The following is a 15518-nucleotide window of genomic DNA, read 5'->3' as shown; positions in this document are numbered from 1 at the left end:
ACGCTTCCTAGGACTAGGCACGCTTGATCACCTCTTTGGCAAGGTTCATATACGCCTTTGCACCCTTATTTTGCGGTGCATATGTAATTACCGGCTCACCGAACGACGGTGCTTCTGATATTTTAACCGTACGCGGAATTAAGGTCTTAAATGCCTTATCTCCAAAGTACGACTGCACTTCTTCGACAACCTGATTTGAGAGCGATGTTCGCGAATCATACATCGTCATAAGCACGCCATAGGTATCAAGGCTCTTATTTAGGCGTGTTTTGACCATCTTCATCGACTCAAGCAGCTTCGTGACACCTTCGAGTGCGTAATACTCACACTGAATCGGAATCAGAACACTGTCCGCCGCCGTCAACGCATTAATGGTCAACAAGCCAAGTGAAGGCGGACAGTCAATAAATATAAAGTCAAACTCATCCTTAACAGGCTCAAGCAGATCCTTCAAGCGTGTTTCTCGTGCAATTGCGCTTACAAGCTCAATTTCGGCACCTGCAAGCTGAATAGTAGCCGGAATTACAAATACTTTATTGCAATTTGTATCAAGAACAAGCGATTCAGCTGGAACATCATTCAGCAATGCATCATAGATGCAGTTATCGAGTTCTTCTTTTTCGATTCCAAAGCCGCTCGTGCTATTACCCTGTGGATCAAAATCGACAATCAGCGTCTTTCGACCCTGTTCACCCAGTGCTGCTGCAAGGTTTACTGCTGTGGTGGACTTACCCACACCACCCTTTTGATTGATGATTGCAATGATACGCGTGTCTTTTGCGCTCTTCGAACGCTTAACGTCGCGAAATCCCACGGTCCCTCCTGGTGTATTTTAAGCTGTTAAACGGAGGATGTTTCACGTGAAACATTCCGATTCATCATCTGTTATGTTTCACGTGAAACATAACAAGTAATTACTATCCATTATGTTTCACGTGAAACATCTAGGCAAGCGGATTCTTCTTCGCCATGCCATTAGCACGTGGAAGCGAAATAGCTGCCGGACGAGATTTTTTTAAAATGATAAACTCGCGATGACCCAAGCCATTTGGCAAATCTAAATCATCTGTCAAAAGTGTGGTGAACCCGCATATGCTAGCGGCAGTTAGACCAGACTGAAGTTCGACGTCTGACGGGTTTCCCTTAGTAATAACAAAGAGACCACTATCTATTAGAAATGGTGAAGCATACTCGACGAGAACTGGTAACGGTGCAAGTGCACGAGCAGTGACAACAGCAAACTGTTTCTTATGGCTTCGGGCATATTCTTCAAGACGATCATGAACCGCGTGAGCATGCTTGAGACCGAGAGCCTCAACAAATGAGTTGACGGAATCAACCTTCTTGCCAACCGAATCGATATAGGTAGCCTTACGTCGGCACGCAATTGTCAAAGGGATACCAGGAAACCCAGCACCTGTACCCATGTCTAACAAAGCGCCTTCTGGAGCTATGTCTATATAGGGAAGCAACACAAGCGAATCAAGAATATGAAGAACAGCCGCATCTTCGATATTTAGGATGCGCGTAAGATTGGTGGTCTTATTAGCCTCCAAAACAAGATCAAGATGCTCAATACAGGAGCGTAGGGCATCATGGGAGACCTTCAAAGAATAGTCTTCGCAATACGAAATTAGACGACTAAGCATCTGACTTGTCTGCTCATCGGTTAGTACAAACAAGACAAACTCCTATCTGACAAAAATCAGTGTTTCAAGAACTTTTGACAAAAAAAGGGGACGTGGAAACCACGCCCCCTTAAGATAAGCTCGTTTAGGTTATCGAGCAACAATCACAACATGACGATCGGGGTCAGAACCCTCAGAATGCGTGTCGACGGCGTCGTTGCCGCGAAGAGCAATATGAACCAGACGGCGCTCGTAGGCATTCATGGGAGGAAGCGAAACGCTTTTGTGAGTGCGAACTGCCCGCTCGGCAGCAGACTGAGCCATAGAGGCAACCTTGTCCTGGCGGCGGCTCTTATATCCCTCGACGTCGACGACGACCGGATACCTAAAGCCAAGCTTGCGGCTCACCAACAGCGAGAACATAACCTGAAGGGCATCAAGGGTGCGACCATGACGACCAATAAGGACGGCAAGGTCGGGAGCCGTTACATCAAGAATCAGTTCGCCCTCGTCGCCCTCAAACTCATCGATAGGAGAGTTGGCGGCGTCGAAATGCGAAAGGATGGAACGAAGAATAGAAATCGCAACATCGGCAATGGTGTCGAGCTCTTCGTCCGTAAGCTCTTCACCAGCCTTGTAGCGCTGTGCAATCTCGAGATAATCGCCCGCGGCCTGCGGGGCAACCTCCTCAAGCATATCCTCGACGATCTCTTCAGACATAACGTACTCCAAAAGTTAGGTACCTAAATAAGATTACTATACCGCTACTTCTTCTTGTGCGGGCGCGGCTTCTTCTCGCGACGCGTGACCTCAACCTGCAGCGGGGCGTTCTTAAGACGCTCCTCCTCTTCGGCCTTAGCCTTCTCGATAACCTTCTGCGTCACAAAGATCTGCTGGATGACCTGCCAGGCAGAAGACACGTCGTAGTACAAAAGAACACCAACGGGCAGGCTCCAACCCATCCAGAGCATCATGACGGTCATGACGACGGCCATCATGCGCATGCTCTGGGCCTGCTGACCGGTCTGATTGCGCGACATGTACAGCTGCGGAATCAGGGTCAGGACAGCAAACAGAATCAGGCAAATCAGCGCAGGCAGTGCGACCATAAAGCCATCGGCAAAAGAGGCGCTCGGCGTGGTAGTCAGATCGGGCAGAATGTTGAAGAACGAGAAGGTGCCCTCGTTAAAGTACTGCGGCAGGTTGCGCAGAAGTGTAAACAGGGCGATGAGGATAGGCATCTGAATCAGAAGCGGCAGGCAGCCGGACAGCGGATTGAACTTGTTCTCGCTGTAGAACTTCTGCATCTCCTCGGCCTGACGCTGGGGATCGTCGGCGTAGCGCTCCTGGATCTCGAGCATCTTGGGCTGCAGCACCTGCATACGGGCCGTCGACTTGGTCGACTTGAGCATGAGCGGCGTCAGCAGCAGACGGACGATGACCACCAGGATAATGATGGACAGGCCCCAGTCGACCGCAAAGGTCTGGATGAGCTTGAGCAGCTCGAAAAGGATGTTAACGATCCAATCCCACATGTAATTTTTCCTCCGATAGCGAGTGCCCGCTAGGGCACAGGGTCATAACCGCCGACGTGCAGGGGATTGCAGCGAGCGATGCGCCTCACGGCAAGCCAGCAGCCTCTACAAACACCGTATTTCTCGATAGCCTGGACGGCGTAATGAGAACACGTTGGATAATAAATGCAGGCGTCAGGCAATAAGGGCGAAATAACCTGTTGATATATGTGAATAGGAGCGATGGCAACACGTCGCAAAACGTGATTGCTCATCGCTCCTCCCCGGCAACGCCGGCGCGTATCACAAGCGAACGCAATGCCTCGTTCATCTCCTCCGGCGACGAGATCCTCGTCTTGGGGGTCGCGAACAAGATGATGTCATAACCCGCAACGGGAAATCCGCAGCTGCGGGCGGCCTCGCGCATCACACGCTTAGAACGGTTGCGCACAACTGCGCAACCGAGTCGTTTAGCACCAACGAAGGCGACCCTTCCAGAGTCGCCTTCGCCAACCGATTCACATATGGTCATTCGAATCAGAGGATGATTGAAACGACGCCCCTGACTGAACACATGCTCGAAATCTTGCCGAGACTTAATAGTCTTCATGCGAGATGTGTGTATCGCTGCTAGACAGTGAGACGCTTGCGGCCCTTGGCGCGGCGACGGGCGAGCACGGCACGACCACCCTTGGTGGCCATACGGGCACGGAAGCCATGGGTCTTGGCACGCTTACGCTTATTAGGCTGATACGTACGCTTCATCTTAAGTTCCTCCTGCTGCATTTCGAGTGTCCGCGAGGGCGCGGACGCAGATATAGACACGTGAGCTTGAAGATTGTAGGGAAATCAATGTTCAAATGTCAAGAAATCAAAGGTAAAAGGTTGCGCAGTTCACACGGTTCCGCCATAAGCCGGATGAGTTTTTGAGTATGACTCCAACTTTTCACGATATTTCACCGAGTTTTCAACAGGTCATGTTGCCAATGTTGAGAACTTTTCGCCCATTTTCCAAAGTTTTCAACATGTTTTGAAAACTTGTCGAAAGATGAGAAACATTGCGCGGTGAGCTACTATTTATCCGAAACCTTTTGAAAGATTGCGAGCGGCATGTCTGACGACTTTTACACCATGGTCGATTCCGGTGACCCGGCACCCGACAACGAGCACATCAACGGCGTACGCGAAGAGCGCGAAGAGGGCGAGCAGACATCGAAACAGACACCGAAAACCATGTATGCGGCGCGCATCGCCGTCTATGACGACATGCTTTCGACCCCGCGCGTGATCGTCATCGAGCCGCAAGACATCCGCACGTATCTGGAAGAGACGACTAACACCGTCTACCAGTGCATGAAAGAGCAAGGCGGACACATCTCACTCATGGTTATCCGCGAGATTGTCGAAAACTTTATCCACGCCCACTTTGCCGAGCCCATTATCTCGATCCTGGACGGCGGGGAAACTATCCGCTTTGCCGACCAAGGTCCGGGCATCGACGACAAAGAGCGCGCCTTCGACTTTGGCGTCACCAGCGCAAACAGCAAGATGAAGCGGTATATACGCGGCACCGGGGCAGGTTTTCCCATGGTGCAGGAATACCTGGAAAACGCCGGCGGGGCAGTCTCCATCGAAGACAACATGGGCAACGGCACCGTCGTCACGGTGAGCCTCGACCCCAAGCGCGTGCAGGAAATTGAGCGCGCGGGAGGGCGCGGGGCAGCCGTGCGCCCCGAGGCCCAGGGGTCGGAATACCCACTGCCGGGAGCATTTCCACAGCAAGCAATGATGACTCCGCAGCAAACCATGGCCGCGTCCCCACTACAACAGCCCATGGCTTCGCAGCAGATGCATCAACCCGGCATGCCGCCCATGCAGGACCCCCAGCCCGCGGGACAGACGACAACTCAAGGCTCGGCAGAGTCCATGGTCCCGGCCGATTTGGATGCAGCCGCGATGCAGCAGGTGACGGGCATGCAAGGAGCTCGGCAGATGGGCTTCCAACCGTACCCGCAGGCATATCCGGGACAATATATGCCGCAGCAGGGATACTCCCAGCAATATATGCAGCAGTATCCCCAGGGCTATCAGCAGCCGTATCAGCAGATGCCGCAGCCGTACAATCCCTGGGCCCAGCAGATGCCGCCGCAGCCATACCAACAGTGGCCGCAAAGTTTTCAACAGCCGATGCCAACCATGCAGAGTTCTCAACAACCAGCAGCTCAAATGATGTATCCTAATGCGGCGAATCAATACGCACAGCCGCAACCGGACGTATTTGTGAGCGAGCGCGGCAACGCGGCGCTGGGATATCTGGCTCAAAACCAAGAGTGCGGCGCCACCGACCTGGCGCGAGCATTTGGAAACTCCGCACCCACGTGGTCACGCACACTCAATGACTTGGCGCAGGCCGGCTTGGTGATCAAACACGGTCAGAAATACCATCTGACCGAACTCGGCAGCGCTCGCGTGCGTGCCCAAAGTTAAGGAACGGGAGAGACAGTGGACGAGGAAGCAAGCATCATCCTGGAGGATGCCATCGCCTTTTGCCAGCGCGACGGCCAAGATGCACGCCTCATCAACATGTTGGGGCAATCGCGTGCCGTGAACCTGACCGAGGACACCTTGACCATCGAGGCACCGTCGCGCTTTGCCATTGCGCAGCTCAAAAAGCACCAGCCGACTATCGAGCACTACCTAGAAGAGATTGCCTTTGCGCCGATCGCGCTCAACATCGTGGCCCCGCAGGGTCCCACGACAGGCGCCACAGGGGCGGCACCCGTCACTCCCCCTTTGACGACCGTCGCCCCCGTGGCGGCTCCGGAGACCAATGCGAGCGATGTTTCCCGTGAAACCATGCCCCACGCAACAGCCGTGCCGGTAGCAACCGCGCCCAGCGTTTCACACATGCCCGTCGCGCACGACGCGGCGCCGGGCGAAGAACCGGGCATCGCGATCAAAAACACGCTGTCGGCCGACGATTTCCGCCGCATGATGAATCAGATGAAGGGCGTGGCACCCGCCAAGAGCGCAAAACCAGTCTCGACATCGCCTGTGAGCGTGCCTGCGGCTGCGGCGCCGGGCGAGCAGAACGCCGATGGCGCGCCCCTCGTGGCCAACTCAAAATTCACCTTCGAAAACTTTGTCTACGGCCCCGAAAACAGCCACGCCTATCGTTCGGCGCTTAAATTCGCCGCACTCGCAGACGAACGCGGTACTTGCACATCCCTGTTCATCTATGGCAAATCGGGCTTGGGCAAGACCCACCTGCTGCTCGCCATCAAAAACGAGCTCGCCGAGAAGTCGCCCGAGATCAAAGTGAAATACGCCAACTCACAGGCATACATCGATGATCTGATGACAGAATTCGACCGCCAAAAGAAGAGTAACGCCCCCATCATGCAGGCATACCACGGCGTGGACGTGCTCATCATCGATGACATCCAAAACATCATCGGCAAGCGCGCGAGCGTGGATTACTTTTTCCAGCTCATGGACGAGTTTATCCGCAACAACAAGAAGGTCGTGATTGCCGCAGACCGTGCGCCCAAGGACCTGAACATGGACGAGCGCCTGACCAGCCGCTTTAACGCCGGCATGCTCTGCTTGGTAGCAGAGCCCAGCTACGAGATGAAGTACAAGATTCTGCAACGCTATTACGAGAACACGATCGCGGCGGCGCCCGAGGCGGGCGACGACTCGCTGCTGGCGGCCTACGGTGGCGACAGCGGACATCTGACCGACGAGCACTTTAAACATATGGCGGAGGTATCGGGCACCAACATCCGTGAGCTCGAGAGCTTCTGCGAGCGCTGCGCCGGGGAGGCGGGCGACCGCGAGCGCGAGGGTAGCGAGCTGAGCTTCGACGACATCGACGCCATCGCCAGCCAGTACTTCGACACGTCGGCCAAAAAGATCAACGTGCAGACAGTTCAGTCTGTTATCGAGGAGCAGTACGGCGTGACGCATGAGGAGCTCATTGGTCCGCGACGCAATGCCAATATCGCCAAGGCTCGCCATATCGCCATTTACCTAGCGATCGAGATGTGCGAGATGACAACCACCGCCGTGGGTGCGGAGTTTGGCAACCGCAACCACTCGACCGTCAGCACGAGCTACAAAAAAGTCCAGAAGATGATCCAGGAAGACCGGACCGTGACCGAGGACCTCAAATCGCTACGAGACAAAATTACACTGCGCTCGTAGGGAAATAGGCACACCTGTTGAAAACTTGTCGAAACCGCGGGCATAAGGTGTCTAAAACCCAGCCTGCTCCGATGAAAAGTTTTGCGCAGGTTTTGAACGTGGAAAACGACCCCTGTTGCACACAGGGAACTGTCGATTCTCTTTTTGGGTTTGACCTGCATGTTTGGGAGTAATCAACAGTTTCGTCAGTACTATTACTATTATTAAGATATTTATATCTATAGAAAGGTATTAAAAGATGAAGTTCACCGTCAGCCAGAGCTCGCTTACGCAAGCAATCGGCGTCGTCATGAAGGGTGTCGCTTCGGCATCCACCCTCCCCATTCTGTCGGGCGTGCTCATCAAGGCACAAGACGGCATCTTGGAATTCCAGACCTCTAACTACACTATCTCGATTCGTCACCGCATCGCGGCACATGTGGAAGAGGAAGGTGAGATGGTAATCCCCTGCAAGATGCTCTCCAACATCACCAAGACCCTTCCCGATGCCCCAGTTACCTTTGAGCTTTCGGAGCGCCAGGTGCTGATCGGTTGCGAGAAGAGTTCCTTCCGCCTGAATACGCTCGATGCCAACGATTTCCCCGAGTTCCCGGCCTATGCCATCGAGAGCGCCGTTGAGCTCCCGACCGACATTCTGTCCGAGATGGTCAGCCGCGTGTGGCGCGTCACCTCGACCGACAAGGCCCGCCCCATCCTGGGCGGTGTGCATATGAGGGTCGAAAACAACACCGTGCGCCTGGTGGCGACCGACTCCTTCCGTCTGGCCGTGTGCGATACGCAGGTGGAGACCTCGACGCTCGAGGGCTCCTTTGAGCTCAACGTGCCGGCCGATGCCTTCAACGACGCCCTGAGCATCATGGCGAGCCAGGCGACCATTATGATCGGTGCCACCGACACCCAGGTTGTCTTTGAAGCCGGCAACACCACCTACGTGTCGCGCCGCATAGAGGGTATGTATCCCAACTACAAGCAGCTCATCCCCGATTCGTGCGTAACGAGCGTCAAGATCGACGTGGCGGCTTTTAATGCCGCCCTCAAGCGCGTGGCGGTCATCGCGAGCGCCAACCCCGCCGTCAAGTTTGAGATCGATGTCGAGAACGGCCAGATGGGCCTGTCCTCCATCTCCAATGACCAGGATCTGGCGCAGGAGACGATCGATGTCGAGGCCGAGGGCGAGTCGGGTACCATTGCCTTTAACTACCACTACATCTTTGGCTGTCTCAACGCCCTGTCCAAGGAGAAGGAGATCACGCTGGAGCTCAAGAGCTACTCGCAGGCCGGCATCTTTAAGTCCTACGACAAGATCAACTATCTGTACCTGGTCATGCCGGTGCGCATCTAGCGGCGCCCTATGGCCATGTTCGCCCGCGATCTTTCCGTCGCGCGCTACCGCAGCTTCGATAGCTATCGCCTGGAACTGAGCGATGGCGTGACGGTGCTCGCGGGGCCCAACGCGGCGGGAAAGACCAACCTCATAGAGGCGCTGCAGCTGCTAACGAGCGGCGCCTCGTTTAGGCATTCCACTGCCGTCGAGCTTGTGCACGACGGCACGGGTTTGTGCAAGGCCGAGCTTAGGCTCGAGGGCGATGGCCGCGTGCTGGACATGGGCCTATGCGTGGAGGACGGTAAGCGTTCGTTTAGCCGCAACGGCAAGCGATGTGCCGCCTCTGGCGTGCGCGGCGTGCTGCCGAGTGTTTTGTTCTGCCCCGATCATCTGGATATGGTTAAGCGCGGTGCCAGCGTGCGTCGCGCCGCGCTCGACGACTTTGGTGTGCAGCTGAGCGCCCGCTATGCCGATCTGGCAAGCGCCTATGGCCGCTGCGTGACGCAGCGTAACGCCCTGCTCAAAGAGACATGGTGCTGCCGTGAGATGCTCGGTGCGTGGAATGAGTCGATTGCCCGCGCCGGATCGGCCCTGCTGGTGCACCGCTTGGCCTTGCTCGATCGCTTGGGCGCCCACGTGCGCAATGCCTACAGGCTGGTTGCGTCCGGGGAGGAGGCCGATGTGGCCTATGCGTCCACGTTGGGGGAGCTGCCCCAGACCGATGACCGCGAGGAGCTGAGGGGCTGGGCATACGAGCGCATGCTCGCGGCGCTCGACGAGCGCGCCGACGAGGAAATCCGCCGCGGCGTGACACTCGTGGGTCCGCACCGCGACGAGATTGAGTTTTCGGTCGCCGGCCGCTCGGCGCGCTCGTTTGCCAGTCAGGGTCAGCAACGTACGTTGGTCCTGGCTTGGAAGGTGGCCGAGGTGGCCGTAGCCCGCGATATTCTGGGTACCGCCCCGCTGCTGCTTTTGGATGACGTGATGAGCGAGCTCGACGGCGATCGTCGCGCCGCTTTTTTGCAGCTGATCGGCGACGACATCCAGACAGTCATAACCACCACCAATTTGGGATACTTTACCGATGAGTTACTTGATCGAGCCAAGGTGGTGAGCATGGGTGAGGCATGCTAATTACGAGCGTGAGAACGGCGCGGCTGCCTTCAGTGACTTTTTGGGTGCCGAGCGCCAGCGCATCTTGGCGTCGGCTACGCCCGAGCGTCGTGCGCAAATGGAGGCCGCCGAGGAATCGCGTGCGGTCTACCGTGCTTGGAACGCGGTGTGCTCGGGCACGCGCGAGGGCCGGCACGTGACGGGGCTGCGTTATCTTCCCGAGTCCAACGAGCTGCTGGTGTATCTCGATTCGCCCTCGTGGACACAGGAGATGACACTTTTGCGCGAGATAATCCGCGCACGCATGGAGCGTGCCGGCGCGCATGTGGATGGCCTGGTATTTAAGACGACCCGCCCCGGCCACACGCCGCCCGCGGCAAAAGAGCGCCTGCGCCCGGTCGCGCCCGAGCGCCCGCCCGCGCCGCATGCCGACCTGAATGAAGCCGAGCGCGCCGAGATCGAGCGCCAGGTGTCGCCCATCGAAGACCAAAAACTGCGTGAGGCCCTCCAGAACGCCATGAGGGCCAGTGCCGAGTGGGCCAAGGGCGTGCAAAGCAAAAAAGAGTCTTAAATCGCATCTGGTGGCCTTGTATAGGCAAATACCCTCGTCCCCGAGGGTATTTTTTACGATAAAATAGTAAGGCTATACAGATTTTCTTAACCGAAGGAGGACGTGTGGCAAACGAAAACGATTACGATGGCGGCGAAATTAAGATCCTCGAGGGTCTCGAAGCCGTCCGTAAGCGCCCGGGCATGTATATCGGCTCGACGAGCGCCAGCGGTCTGCACCACCTGGTGTGGGAGATCGTTGACAACTCCGTCGACGAGGCCATGGCCGGTTTCTGCACCGAGATTCAGGTGACGGTCCACGCCGACAACTCCATTACGGTCGTCGATAACGGGCGCGGCATCCCCGTCGACGAGCACCCTGTCAAAAAGATTCCGACGCTCGAGGTCGTCATGACGATCCTTCACGCCGGCGGTAAGTTCGATAACTCGGCCTATAAGGTTTCCGGCGGCCTGCACGGCGTGGGCATCTCCGTTGTCAACGCCCTGTCCAAGCGCGTGGTCGTACAGGTGCGCCGCGACGGCAATATCTACGAGATGGAATTCTCGCGCGGCAAGACCGTCAAGAAGATGGAGGTCGTGGGCACCTCGGATTCGACGGGCACCACCGTCTCCTTCTGGCCCGACGACGAGATCTTCGAGACCTGCGTCTACGATTTCGATACACTGCACAATCGTCTGCAAGAGACGGCGTTTCTCAACAAGAACCTCAAGATCGTGCTGACTGACGAGCGTGAGTCGGCTCCCCGCGTGGAGGAGTTTTGCTACGAGGGCGGCATCATCGACTTCGTCAAGTTCCTCAACGACGGCAAGGACGTCCCCGAGGCCTTTAAGGAGCCCATCTACATTGAGGGTAAATCGGACCCGGATGCGCCCGTGGCCAAGATGGGCGAGGTCGAGGTGTCCCTGCAGTGGAACGCCGGTTATGGCGAGAACGTCATGTCGTTTGCCAACGACATCTACACCCCCGAGGGCGGCATGCACCTTGAGGGCTTCCGCACCGCCCTCACCCGCGTGATTAACGATTACGCCCGCAAGCAGAACCTGCTTAAGGAGAAAGAGGCCAACCTGAGCGGTGACGACGTGCGCGAGGGTCTCTCGGCCGTCATCTCGGTCAAGCTGCCCGATCCGCAGTTTGAGGGCCAGACCAAGGCCAAGCTCGGTAGTTCCTACATGCGCGCGCTTACGCTCAAGATCGTGACCGACGGTCTTGCCGACTACCTCGAGGAGCACCCCAAGCCCGCCCGCGAGATCGTCAAGAAGGCGCAGCAGGCCTGCAAGGCCCGCAACGCCGCACGCAAGGCGCGCGAGGCGACCCGTCGCAAGAGCCTGCTCGAGACGGCGTCGCTGCCCGGCAAACTCGCCGACTGCTCGGTGCGCGATGCCGAGCTGACCGAGCTCTTCATCGTAGAGGGCGACTCGGCAGGCGGTTCGGCCAAGGACGGCCGCCGCCGAGACATCCAGGCGATTCTGCCCCTGCGCGGCAAGATTCTGAACGTCGAGCGCGTGGGTGACCATCGTGCGTTCTCGAGCGACACCATCCAGTCGCTGATCACCGCGATCGGTTGCGGCGTCACGACGAGCGCCGGCGACGGCGGCGACTTCGATATCACCAAGGCGCGCTACCACAAGATCATCATCATGACCGATGCAGACGTCGACGGTGCGCATATCCGCATCCTGCTGCTGACGTTCTTCTACAAGTACATGCGTCCGCTGATCGATGCCGGCTATGTCTATGTTGCCTGCCCGCCCATCTTTGGCATTAAGGTGCGCAACAAGATCCACTACGTGTATCCCAACGGCCGACAGCCCGAAGACGAGATTCTGCGCGACACCATTCAGAGCCTGGGCCTGAACCCCGACGACAACGACGAGGACGGCAAGGCCAAGGATGGCAAGATCACCAAGAAGCGCAAGGGCTATACCGTCCAGCGCTACAAGGGCCTGGGTGAGATGGACCCCAAGCAGCTTGCCTCGACGACGATGGACCCCAAGACCCGAATTTTGCAGCGCGTGACGATCGAGGATGCCGTGGTGGCGGACCGTGCCGTACGCGAGCTCATGGGTTCCGAGGTGGGCTATCGCCGCGAGTACATTGAAAAACACGCGCATGATGCACGCTTCTTAGATGCCTAACCTGTTCGGCTTTCCCAGCTACCGCACCTTCGCCCTCAATCGTCGGTTGCGTACCCAAGTACGCTTCCCTCCTCTCTCGGGCGAATCTGCGGCACCTGGAAAAGCCGTCTCCGTGGTAGGGAACTAATGGACCACGCAAACCATGAGGAGGTAACGTGGCAGACGATATCAACAACAACGAGGGTATGGACGAGGCCGGCGACGCCGGTATGCCCGATGATCTGAAGCGCCTGCTCGCCCGCGCCGAGCAGGGCGAGGACGGCGATCCGGATTCCTACAACCCCGATGTCGAGGATGAAGAGGAAGAGGACGACGACGCCGAGCTCGAGGAGAGCTTTGGCGCGGTCGATCGCGGCGCCTCGGCCGGCGAGGACATCAACGGCGGCCAGCTCCAGATTTCGGAGTTTGGCCGCGAGATGAAGCAGTCGTTTATCGAGTACTCGATGTCGGTCATTACGGCACGCGCCCTGCCGGACGTGCGCGACGGCTTAAAGCCGGTGCACCGCCGCATCCTGTACGCCATGAACGAGAGCGGCATCTACCCCAACCGCCCGCACAAGAAGTCGGCCTGGACGGTCGGCGAAGTTATCGGTAAGTACCACCCCCACGGCGACTCCGCGGTCTATGAGACCATGGTTCGTCTGGCGCAGTGGTTCTCCATGCGCACGCCGCTTATCGACGGCCACGGCAACTTTGGCAACATCGACGGCGACGGTGCCGCAGCTATGCGTTACACCGAGAGCCGTCTGGCAAAGCCCGCCATGGAGCTGCTCCGCGACCTGCAGAAGGATACCGTCGACTGGCAGCCCAACTACGACGAGTCGCTCGCCGAGCCCGTGGTACTGCCCGCACGCTTCCCCAACCTGCTGGTTAACGGCAGCCAAGGCATCGCTGTAGGCATGGCCACCAATATCGCCCCGCATAACCTCACCGAGGCGATCGAGGCCACCTGCTACCTGATCGACAACCCCGACGCCACCGTCGACGAGCTCATGCAGATTATGCCCGGCCCGGACTTTCCCACCGGTGCCATCATCATGGGTAGCGCCGGCATTAGGCAGAGCTACGAGACCGGCCGCGGTTCCATCACCGTGCGTGCCAAGGCCCATGTGGAGTCCACCAAGACCGGCCGCAGCCGCCTGGTCTTTACCGAGATTCCCTACATGGTCAACAAGGGCACCCTGCAGGAGAAAATCGCCCAGCTCGTAAACGACAAGCGCATCGAGGGCATCTCGGACATGCGCGACGAGTCCAACCAAAAGGGCATCCGTCTGGTCATTGAGCTCAAGAAGGGCGTTATCCCGCAGGTCGTACTTAACAACCTGTATAAGTACACCTCGCTGCAGACCACCTTTGGTGCCAACAATCTGGCGCTCGTCAATGGCGTTCCTAAATGCCTGAGCCTGCGCGAGATGCTGCAGCACTACATCGACCACCAGGTCGACGTAGTCACCCGCCGCACCCACTTTGACCTTAAAAAGGCCCAGGCCCGTGCACATATCCTTGAGGGCTACCTTATGGCCCTCGACCATATCGACGAGGTCATTAGCATCATCCGCTCCTCGCAGACCGATTCCGAGGCCAGCAGCCGCCTGATTGAGCGTTTTGGCTTTACGCCCGAGCAGACCACGGCCATCCTCGAGATGAAGCTGCGTCGCCTGACCGGCCTGGAGCGCGACAAGATCCAGGAAGAGCTGGACGGCCTGCGCCGTGCTATCGCCTACTACGAGGACCTGCTGACGCACGAGGAGAAGATTCTGGGCGTCATCAAGGAAGAGATGCGCGAAATCTCCAAGAAGTTTGGCGACAAGCGCCGTACCGAGATCAGCCAGGTCGAGAAGGATCTGGACGTCGAGGACCTCATCGCCGACGAGGACATGGTCGTGACCATCACCCACACCGGCTATGTGAAGCGTATCCCGGTGGCCGCTTACCGCGCCCAGAAGCGCGGCGGCAAGGGCGTGTCGGGCGTCAACCTTAAAGAGGACGACGTTATCGACGAGATGTTTATCGCGTCCACCCACGAGTATGTGCTGTTCTTCTCGAGCAAGGGCAAGGTCTACCGTCTGAAGGTGCACGAGCTGCCGGTTGGTACGCGCCAGGCGCGCGGCACCGCAATCGTCAACCTGCTTCCCTTTGAGGAAGGCGAGAAGATCGCGAGCGTCATTAGCTGTCGTGAGTTCCCCGCCGATGAGTACCTGATGTTTGCCACCAAGAACGGCATGGTCAAGAAGACCGTGATGAGCGCCTATGATCGCAGCCGCCGCGATGGCCTAATCGCCATCAACCTGAGGGACGACGACGCGCTGCTCGCCGTGCGCCGCGTGCGCGAGGGCGACAAGGTCATCATGGCCACCACTGCGGGCAAGGCGATCATGTTCCCCGAGGACCAGGTTCGCGCTACCGGTCGCGACACCAGCGGTGTCCGCGGCATTGGCATGAAGGACGGCGTGAGTGTCTTGGGCATGGAGGTCACCAACGGCGAGGGCGACCTGTTTGTCATTACCGAGTGCGGCTACGGCAAGCGCACGCCGGTCTCGGATTATCCGGAGCAAAACCGCGGCGGCCAGGGTGTCTACACCATCCAAATGACCGAGCGCAAGGGCAACCTTGCGGCCATGAAGGCGGTCGGCCCGCAGCATGAGCTGTTTATCGTGACGGAGGGCGCGACGGTCATTCGCGTCAAGACCGACGAGATCAGCCAGACCGGTCGAACCACGCAGGGTGTCAAGATGATGACCGTAAGCGATGACGACCGCGTGTGCGCCGTTGCCCGCATGACGGCCGCCGAAGAGAAGCCCGAGGGCGAAAGTGCCGAGACCGCAGACGTCACCGAAGAGGCCCCAGTCGACCTGGGCGACGGCAACGACATGCCAGAGGATCTCCTAGACGAGTAAGAGGACCTAGCTGGTAAAAATCATCAGACCCCATATATCGGCGGTCGGCGCACCTGCGCGCCGACCGCTTTTTTGAAAACCTTGGGACCCCATGGTCGCTGGGCTGGCGAGATAGTGTTGGTTTGTCGCG

At 57.6% G+C, this 15518-nt stretch carries 14 protein-coding genes; 7 read left to right on the top strand and 7 right to left on the bottom strand.

Annotated elements, in window-relative coordinates:
• Window positions 1-13: 13 nt before the first annotated feature.
• The 7 genes from ACTQVX_RS04280 to rpmH form a co-directional block, all read right to left on the bottom strand.
• Window positions 14-814, bottom strand: a complete 801-nt coding sequence (locus ACTQVX_RS04280) for a ParA family protein (protein ID WP_441546453.1) — start codon at window positions 812-814, stop codon at window positions 14-16.
• 130 nt (window positions 815-944) lie between these two features.
• Entirely contained in the window at window positions 945-1682 is a 738-nt protein-coding gene (gene rsmG, locus ACTQVX_RS04275; protein WP_441546454.1) for a 16S rRNA (guanine(527)-N(7))-methyltransferase RsmG, read from the bottom strand.
• Between the two features lie 96 nt (window positions 1683-1778).
• Window positions 1779-2348 carry a Jag family protein gene (locus ACTQVX_RS04270; RefSeq protein WP_441546455.1) on the bottom strand — a complete coding sequence of 190 codons (570 nt, stop codon included), beginning with the start codon at window positions 2346-2348 and terminating at the stop codon, window positions 1779-1781.
• A 44-nt stretch (window positions 2349-2392) separates the two neighbouring features.
• Window positions 2393-3163 carry a YidC/Oxa1 family membrane protein insertase gene (locus tag ACTQVX_RS04265; RefSeq protein ID WP_441042215.1) on the bottom strand — a complete coding sequence of 257 codons (771 nt, stop codon included), beginning with the start codon at window positions 3161-3163 and terminating at the stop codon, window positions 2393-2395.
• A gap of 29 nt (window positions 3164-3192) precedes the next feature.
• Window positions 3193-3417 (bottom strand): membrane protein insertion efficiency factor YidD, encoded by a 225-nt coding sequence (gene yidD / locus ACTQVX_RS04260; RefSeq protein WP_441540318.1) that lies wholly within the window; start codon window positions 3415-3417, stop codon window positions 3193-3195.
• Entirely contained in the window at window positions 3414-3752 is a 339-nt protein-coding gene (rnpA, locus tag ACTQVX_RS04255) for a ribonuclease P protein component (protein ID WP_154516785.1), read from the bottom strand. Before rnpA ends, yidD begins: the two co-directional genes overlap by 4 nt.
• Before the next feature lie 20 nt (window positions 3753-3772).
• Complete coding sequence (gene rpmH / locus ACTQVX_RS04250) at window positions 3773-3907, bottom strand: 50S ribosomal protein L34 (RefSeq protein ID WP_019127408.1); 135 nt, start codon at window positions 3905-3907, stop codon at window positions 3773-3775.
• 345 nt (window positions 3908-4252) lie between these two features.
• Here rpmH and ACTQVX_RS04245 point away from each other — a divergent pair, with 345 nt between their 5' ends.
• From ACTQVX_RS04245 to gyrA, 7 genes are all read left to right on the top strand, one after another.
• Complete coding sequence (locus ACTQVX_RS04245; RefSeq protein WP_441540319.1) at window positions 4253-5629, top strand: ATP-binding protein; 1377 nt, start codon at window positions 4253-4255, stop codon at window positions 5627-5629.
• 15 nt (window positions 5630-5644) lie between these two features.
• Window positions 5645-7348 carry a DnaA ATPase domain-containing protein gene (locus tag ACTQVX_RS04240; RefSeq protein ID WP_441546456.1) on the top strand — a complete coding sequence of 568 codons (1704 nt, stop codon included), beginning with the start codon at window positions 5645-5647 and terminating at the stop codon, window positions 7346-7348.
• A gap of 238 nt (window positions 7349-7586) precedes the next feature.
• On the top strand, window positions 7587-8690 hold the full coding sequence (dnaN, locus tag ACTQVX_RS04235) for a DNA polymerase III subunit beta (RefSeq protein ID WP_427729028.1): 1104 nt from the start codon (window positions 7587-7589) through the stop codon (window positions 8688-8690).
• A 9-nt stretch (window positions 8691-8699) separates the two neighbouring features.
• Complete coding sequence (gene recF / locus ACTQVX_RS04230; RefSeq protein ID WP_441540321.1) at window positions 8700-9806, top strand: DNA replication/repair protein RecF; 1107 nt, start codon at window positions 8700-8702, stop codon at window positions 9804-9806.
• Window positions 9793-10356 (top strand): DciA family protein, encoded by a 564-nt coding sequence (locus ACTQVX_RS04225; RefSeq protein ID WP_441540322.1) that lies wholly within the window; start codon window positions 9793-9795, stop codon window positions 10354-10356. The genes recF and ACTQVX_RS04225 overlap by 14 nt, the downstream gene beginning before the upstream one ends.
• 104 nt (window positions 10357-10460) lie before the next feature.
• The gene (gene gyrB, locus ACTQVX_RS04220) at window positions 10461-12491 is read left to right on the top strand and encodes a DNA topoisomerase (ATP-hydrolyzing) subunit B (protein ID WP_441540323.1); all 2031 of its coding nucleotides are present in this window, start codon (window positions 10461-10463) and stop codon (window positions 12489-12491) included.
• A gap of 185 nt (window positions 12492-12676) precedes the next feature.
• A complete protein-coding gene (gene gyrA / locus ACTQVX_RS04215; protein ID WP_441540467.1) occupies window positions 12677-15388 on the top strand; it encodes a DNA gyrase subunit A in 2712 nt (903 codons plus the stop codon).
• Window positions 15389-15518 lie beyond the last annotated feature (130 nt).

Source organism: Collinsella sp. LCP19S3_A6 (assembly GCF_052122015.1).
GTDB lineage: Bacteria > Actinomycetota > Coriobacteriia > Coriobacteriales > Coriobacteriaceae > Collinsella.
The sequence above is the reverse complement of the archived record's forward strand: the minus strand, read 5'-3'. Positions and strand labels throughout refer to the sequence as shown.

What these genes read in the sequence shown, in the direction of transcription:
- ACTQVX_RS04270 (WP_441546455.1), bottom strand. Translation starts at nt 2,348, where the DNA reads ATGTCTGAAGAGATCGTCGAGGATATGCTTGAGGAGGTTGCCCCGCAG.
- ACTQVX_RS04265 (WP_441042215.1), bottom strand. Translation starts at nt 3,163, where the DNA reads ATGTGGGATTGGATCGTTAACATCCTTTTCGAGCTGCTCAAGCTCATC.
- yidD (WP_441540318.1), bottom strand. Translation starts at nt 3,417, where the DNA reads ATGAGCAATCACGTTTTGCGACGTGTTGCCATCGCTCCTATTCACATA.
- rnpA (WP_154516785.1), bottom strand. Translation starts at nt 3,752, where the DNA reads ATGAAGACTATTAAGTCTCGGCAAGATTTCGAGCATGTGTTCAGTCAG.
- rpmH (WP_019127408.1), bottom strand. Translation starts at nt 3,907, where the DNA reads ATGAAGCGTACGTATCAGCCTAATAAGCGTAAGCGTGCCAAGACCCAT.
- ACTQVX_RS04245 (WP_441540319.1), top strand. Translation starts at nt 4,253, where the DNA reads ATGTCTGACGACTTTTACACCATGGTCGATTCCGGTGACCCGGCACCC.
- dnaN (WP_427729028.1), top strand. Translation starts at nt 7,587, where the DNA reads ATGAAGTTCACCGTCAGCCAGAGCTCGCTTACGCAAGCAATCGGCGTC.
- recF (WP_441540321.1), top strand. Translation starts at nt 8,700, where the DNA reads ATGGCCATGTTCGCCCGCGATCTTTCCGTCGCGCGCTACCGCAGCTTC.
- gyrA (WP_441540467.1), top strand. Translation starts at nt 12,677, where the DNA reads ATGGACGAGGCCGGCGACGCCGGTATGCCCGATGATCTGAAGCGCCTG.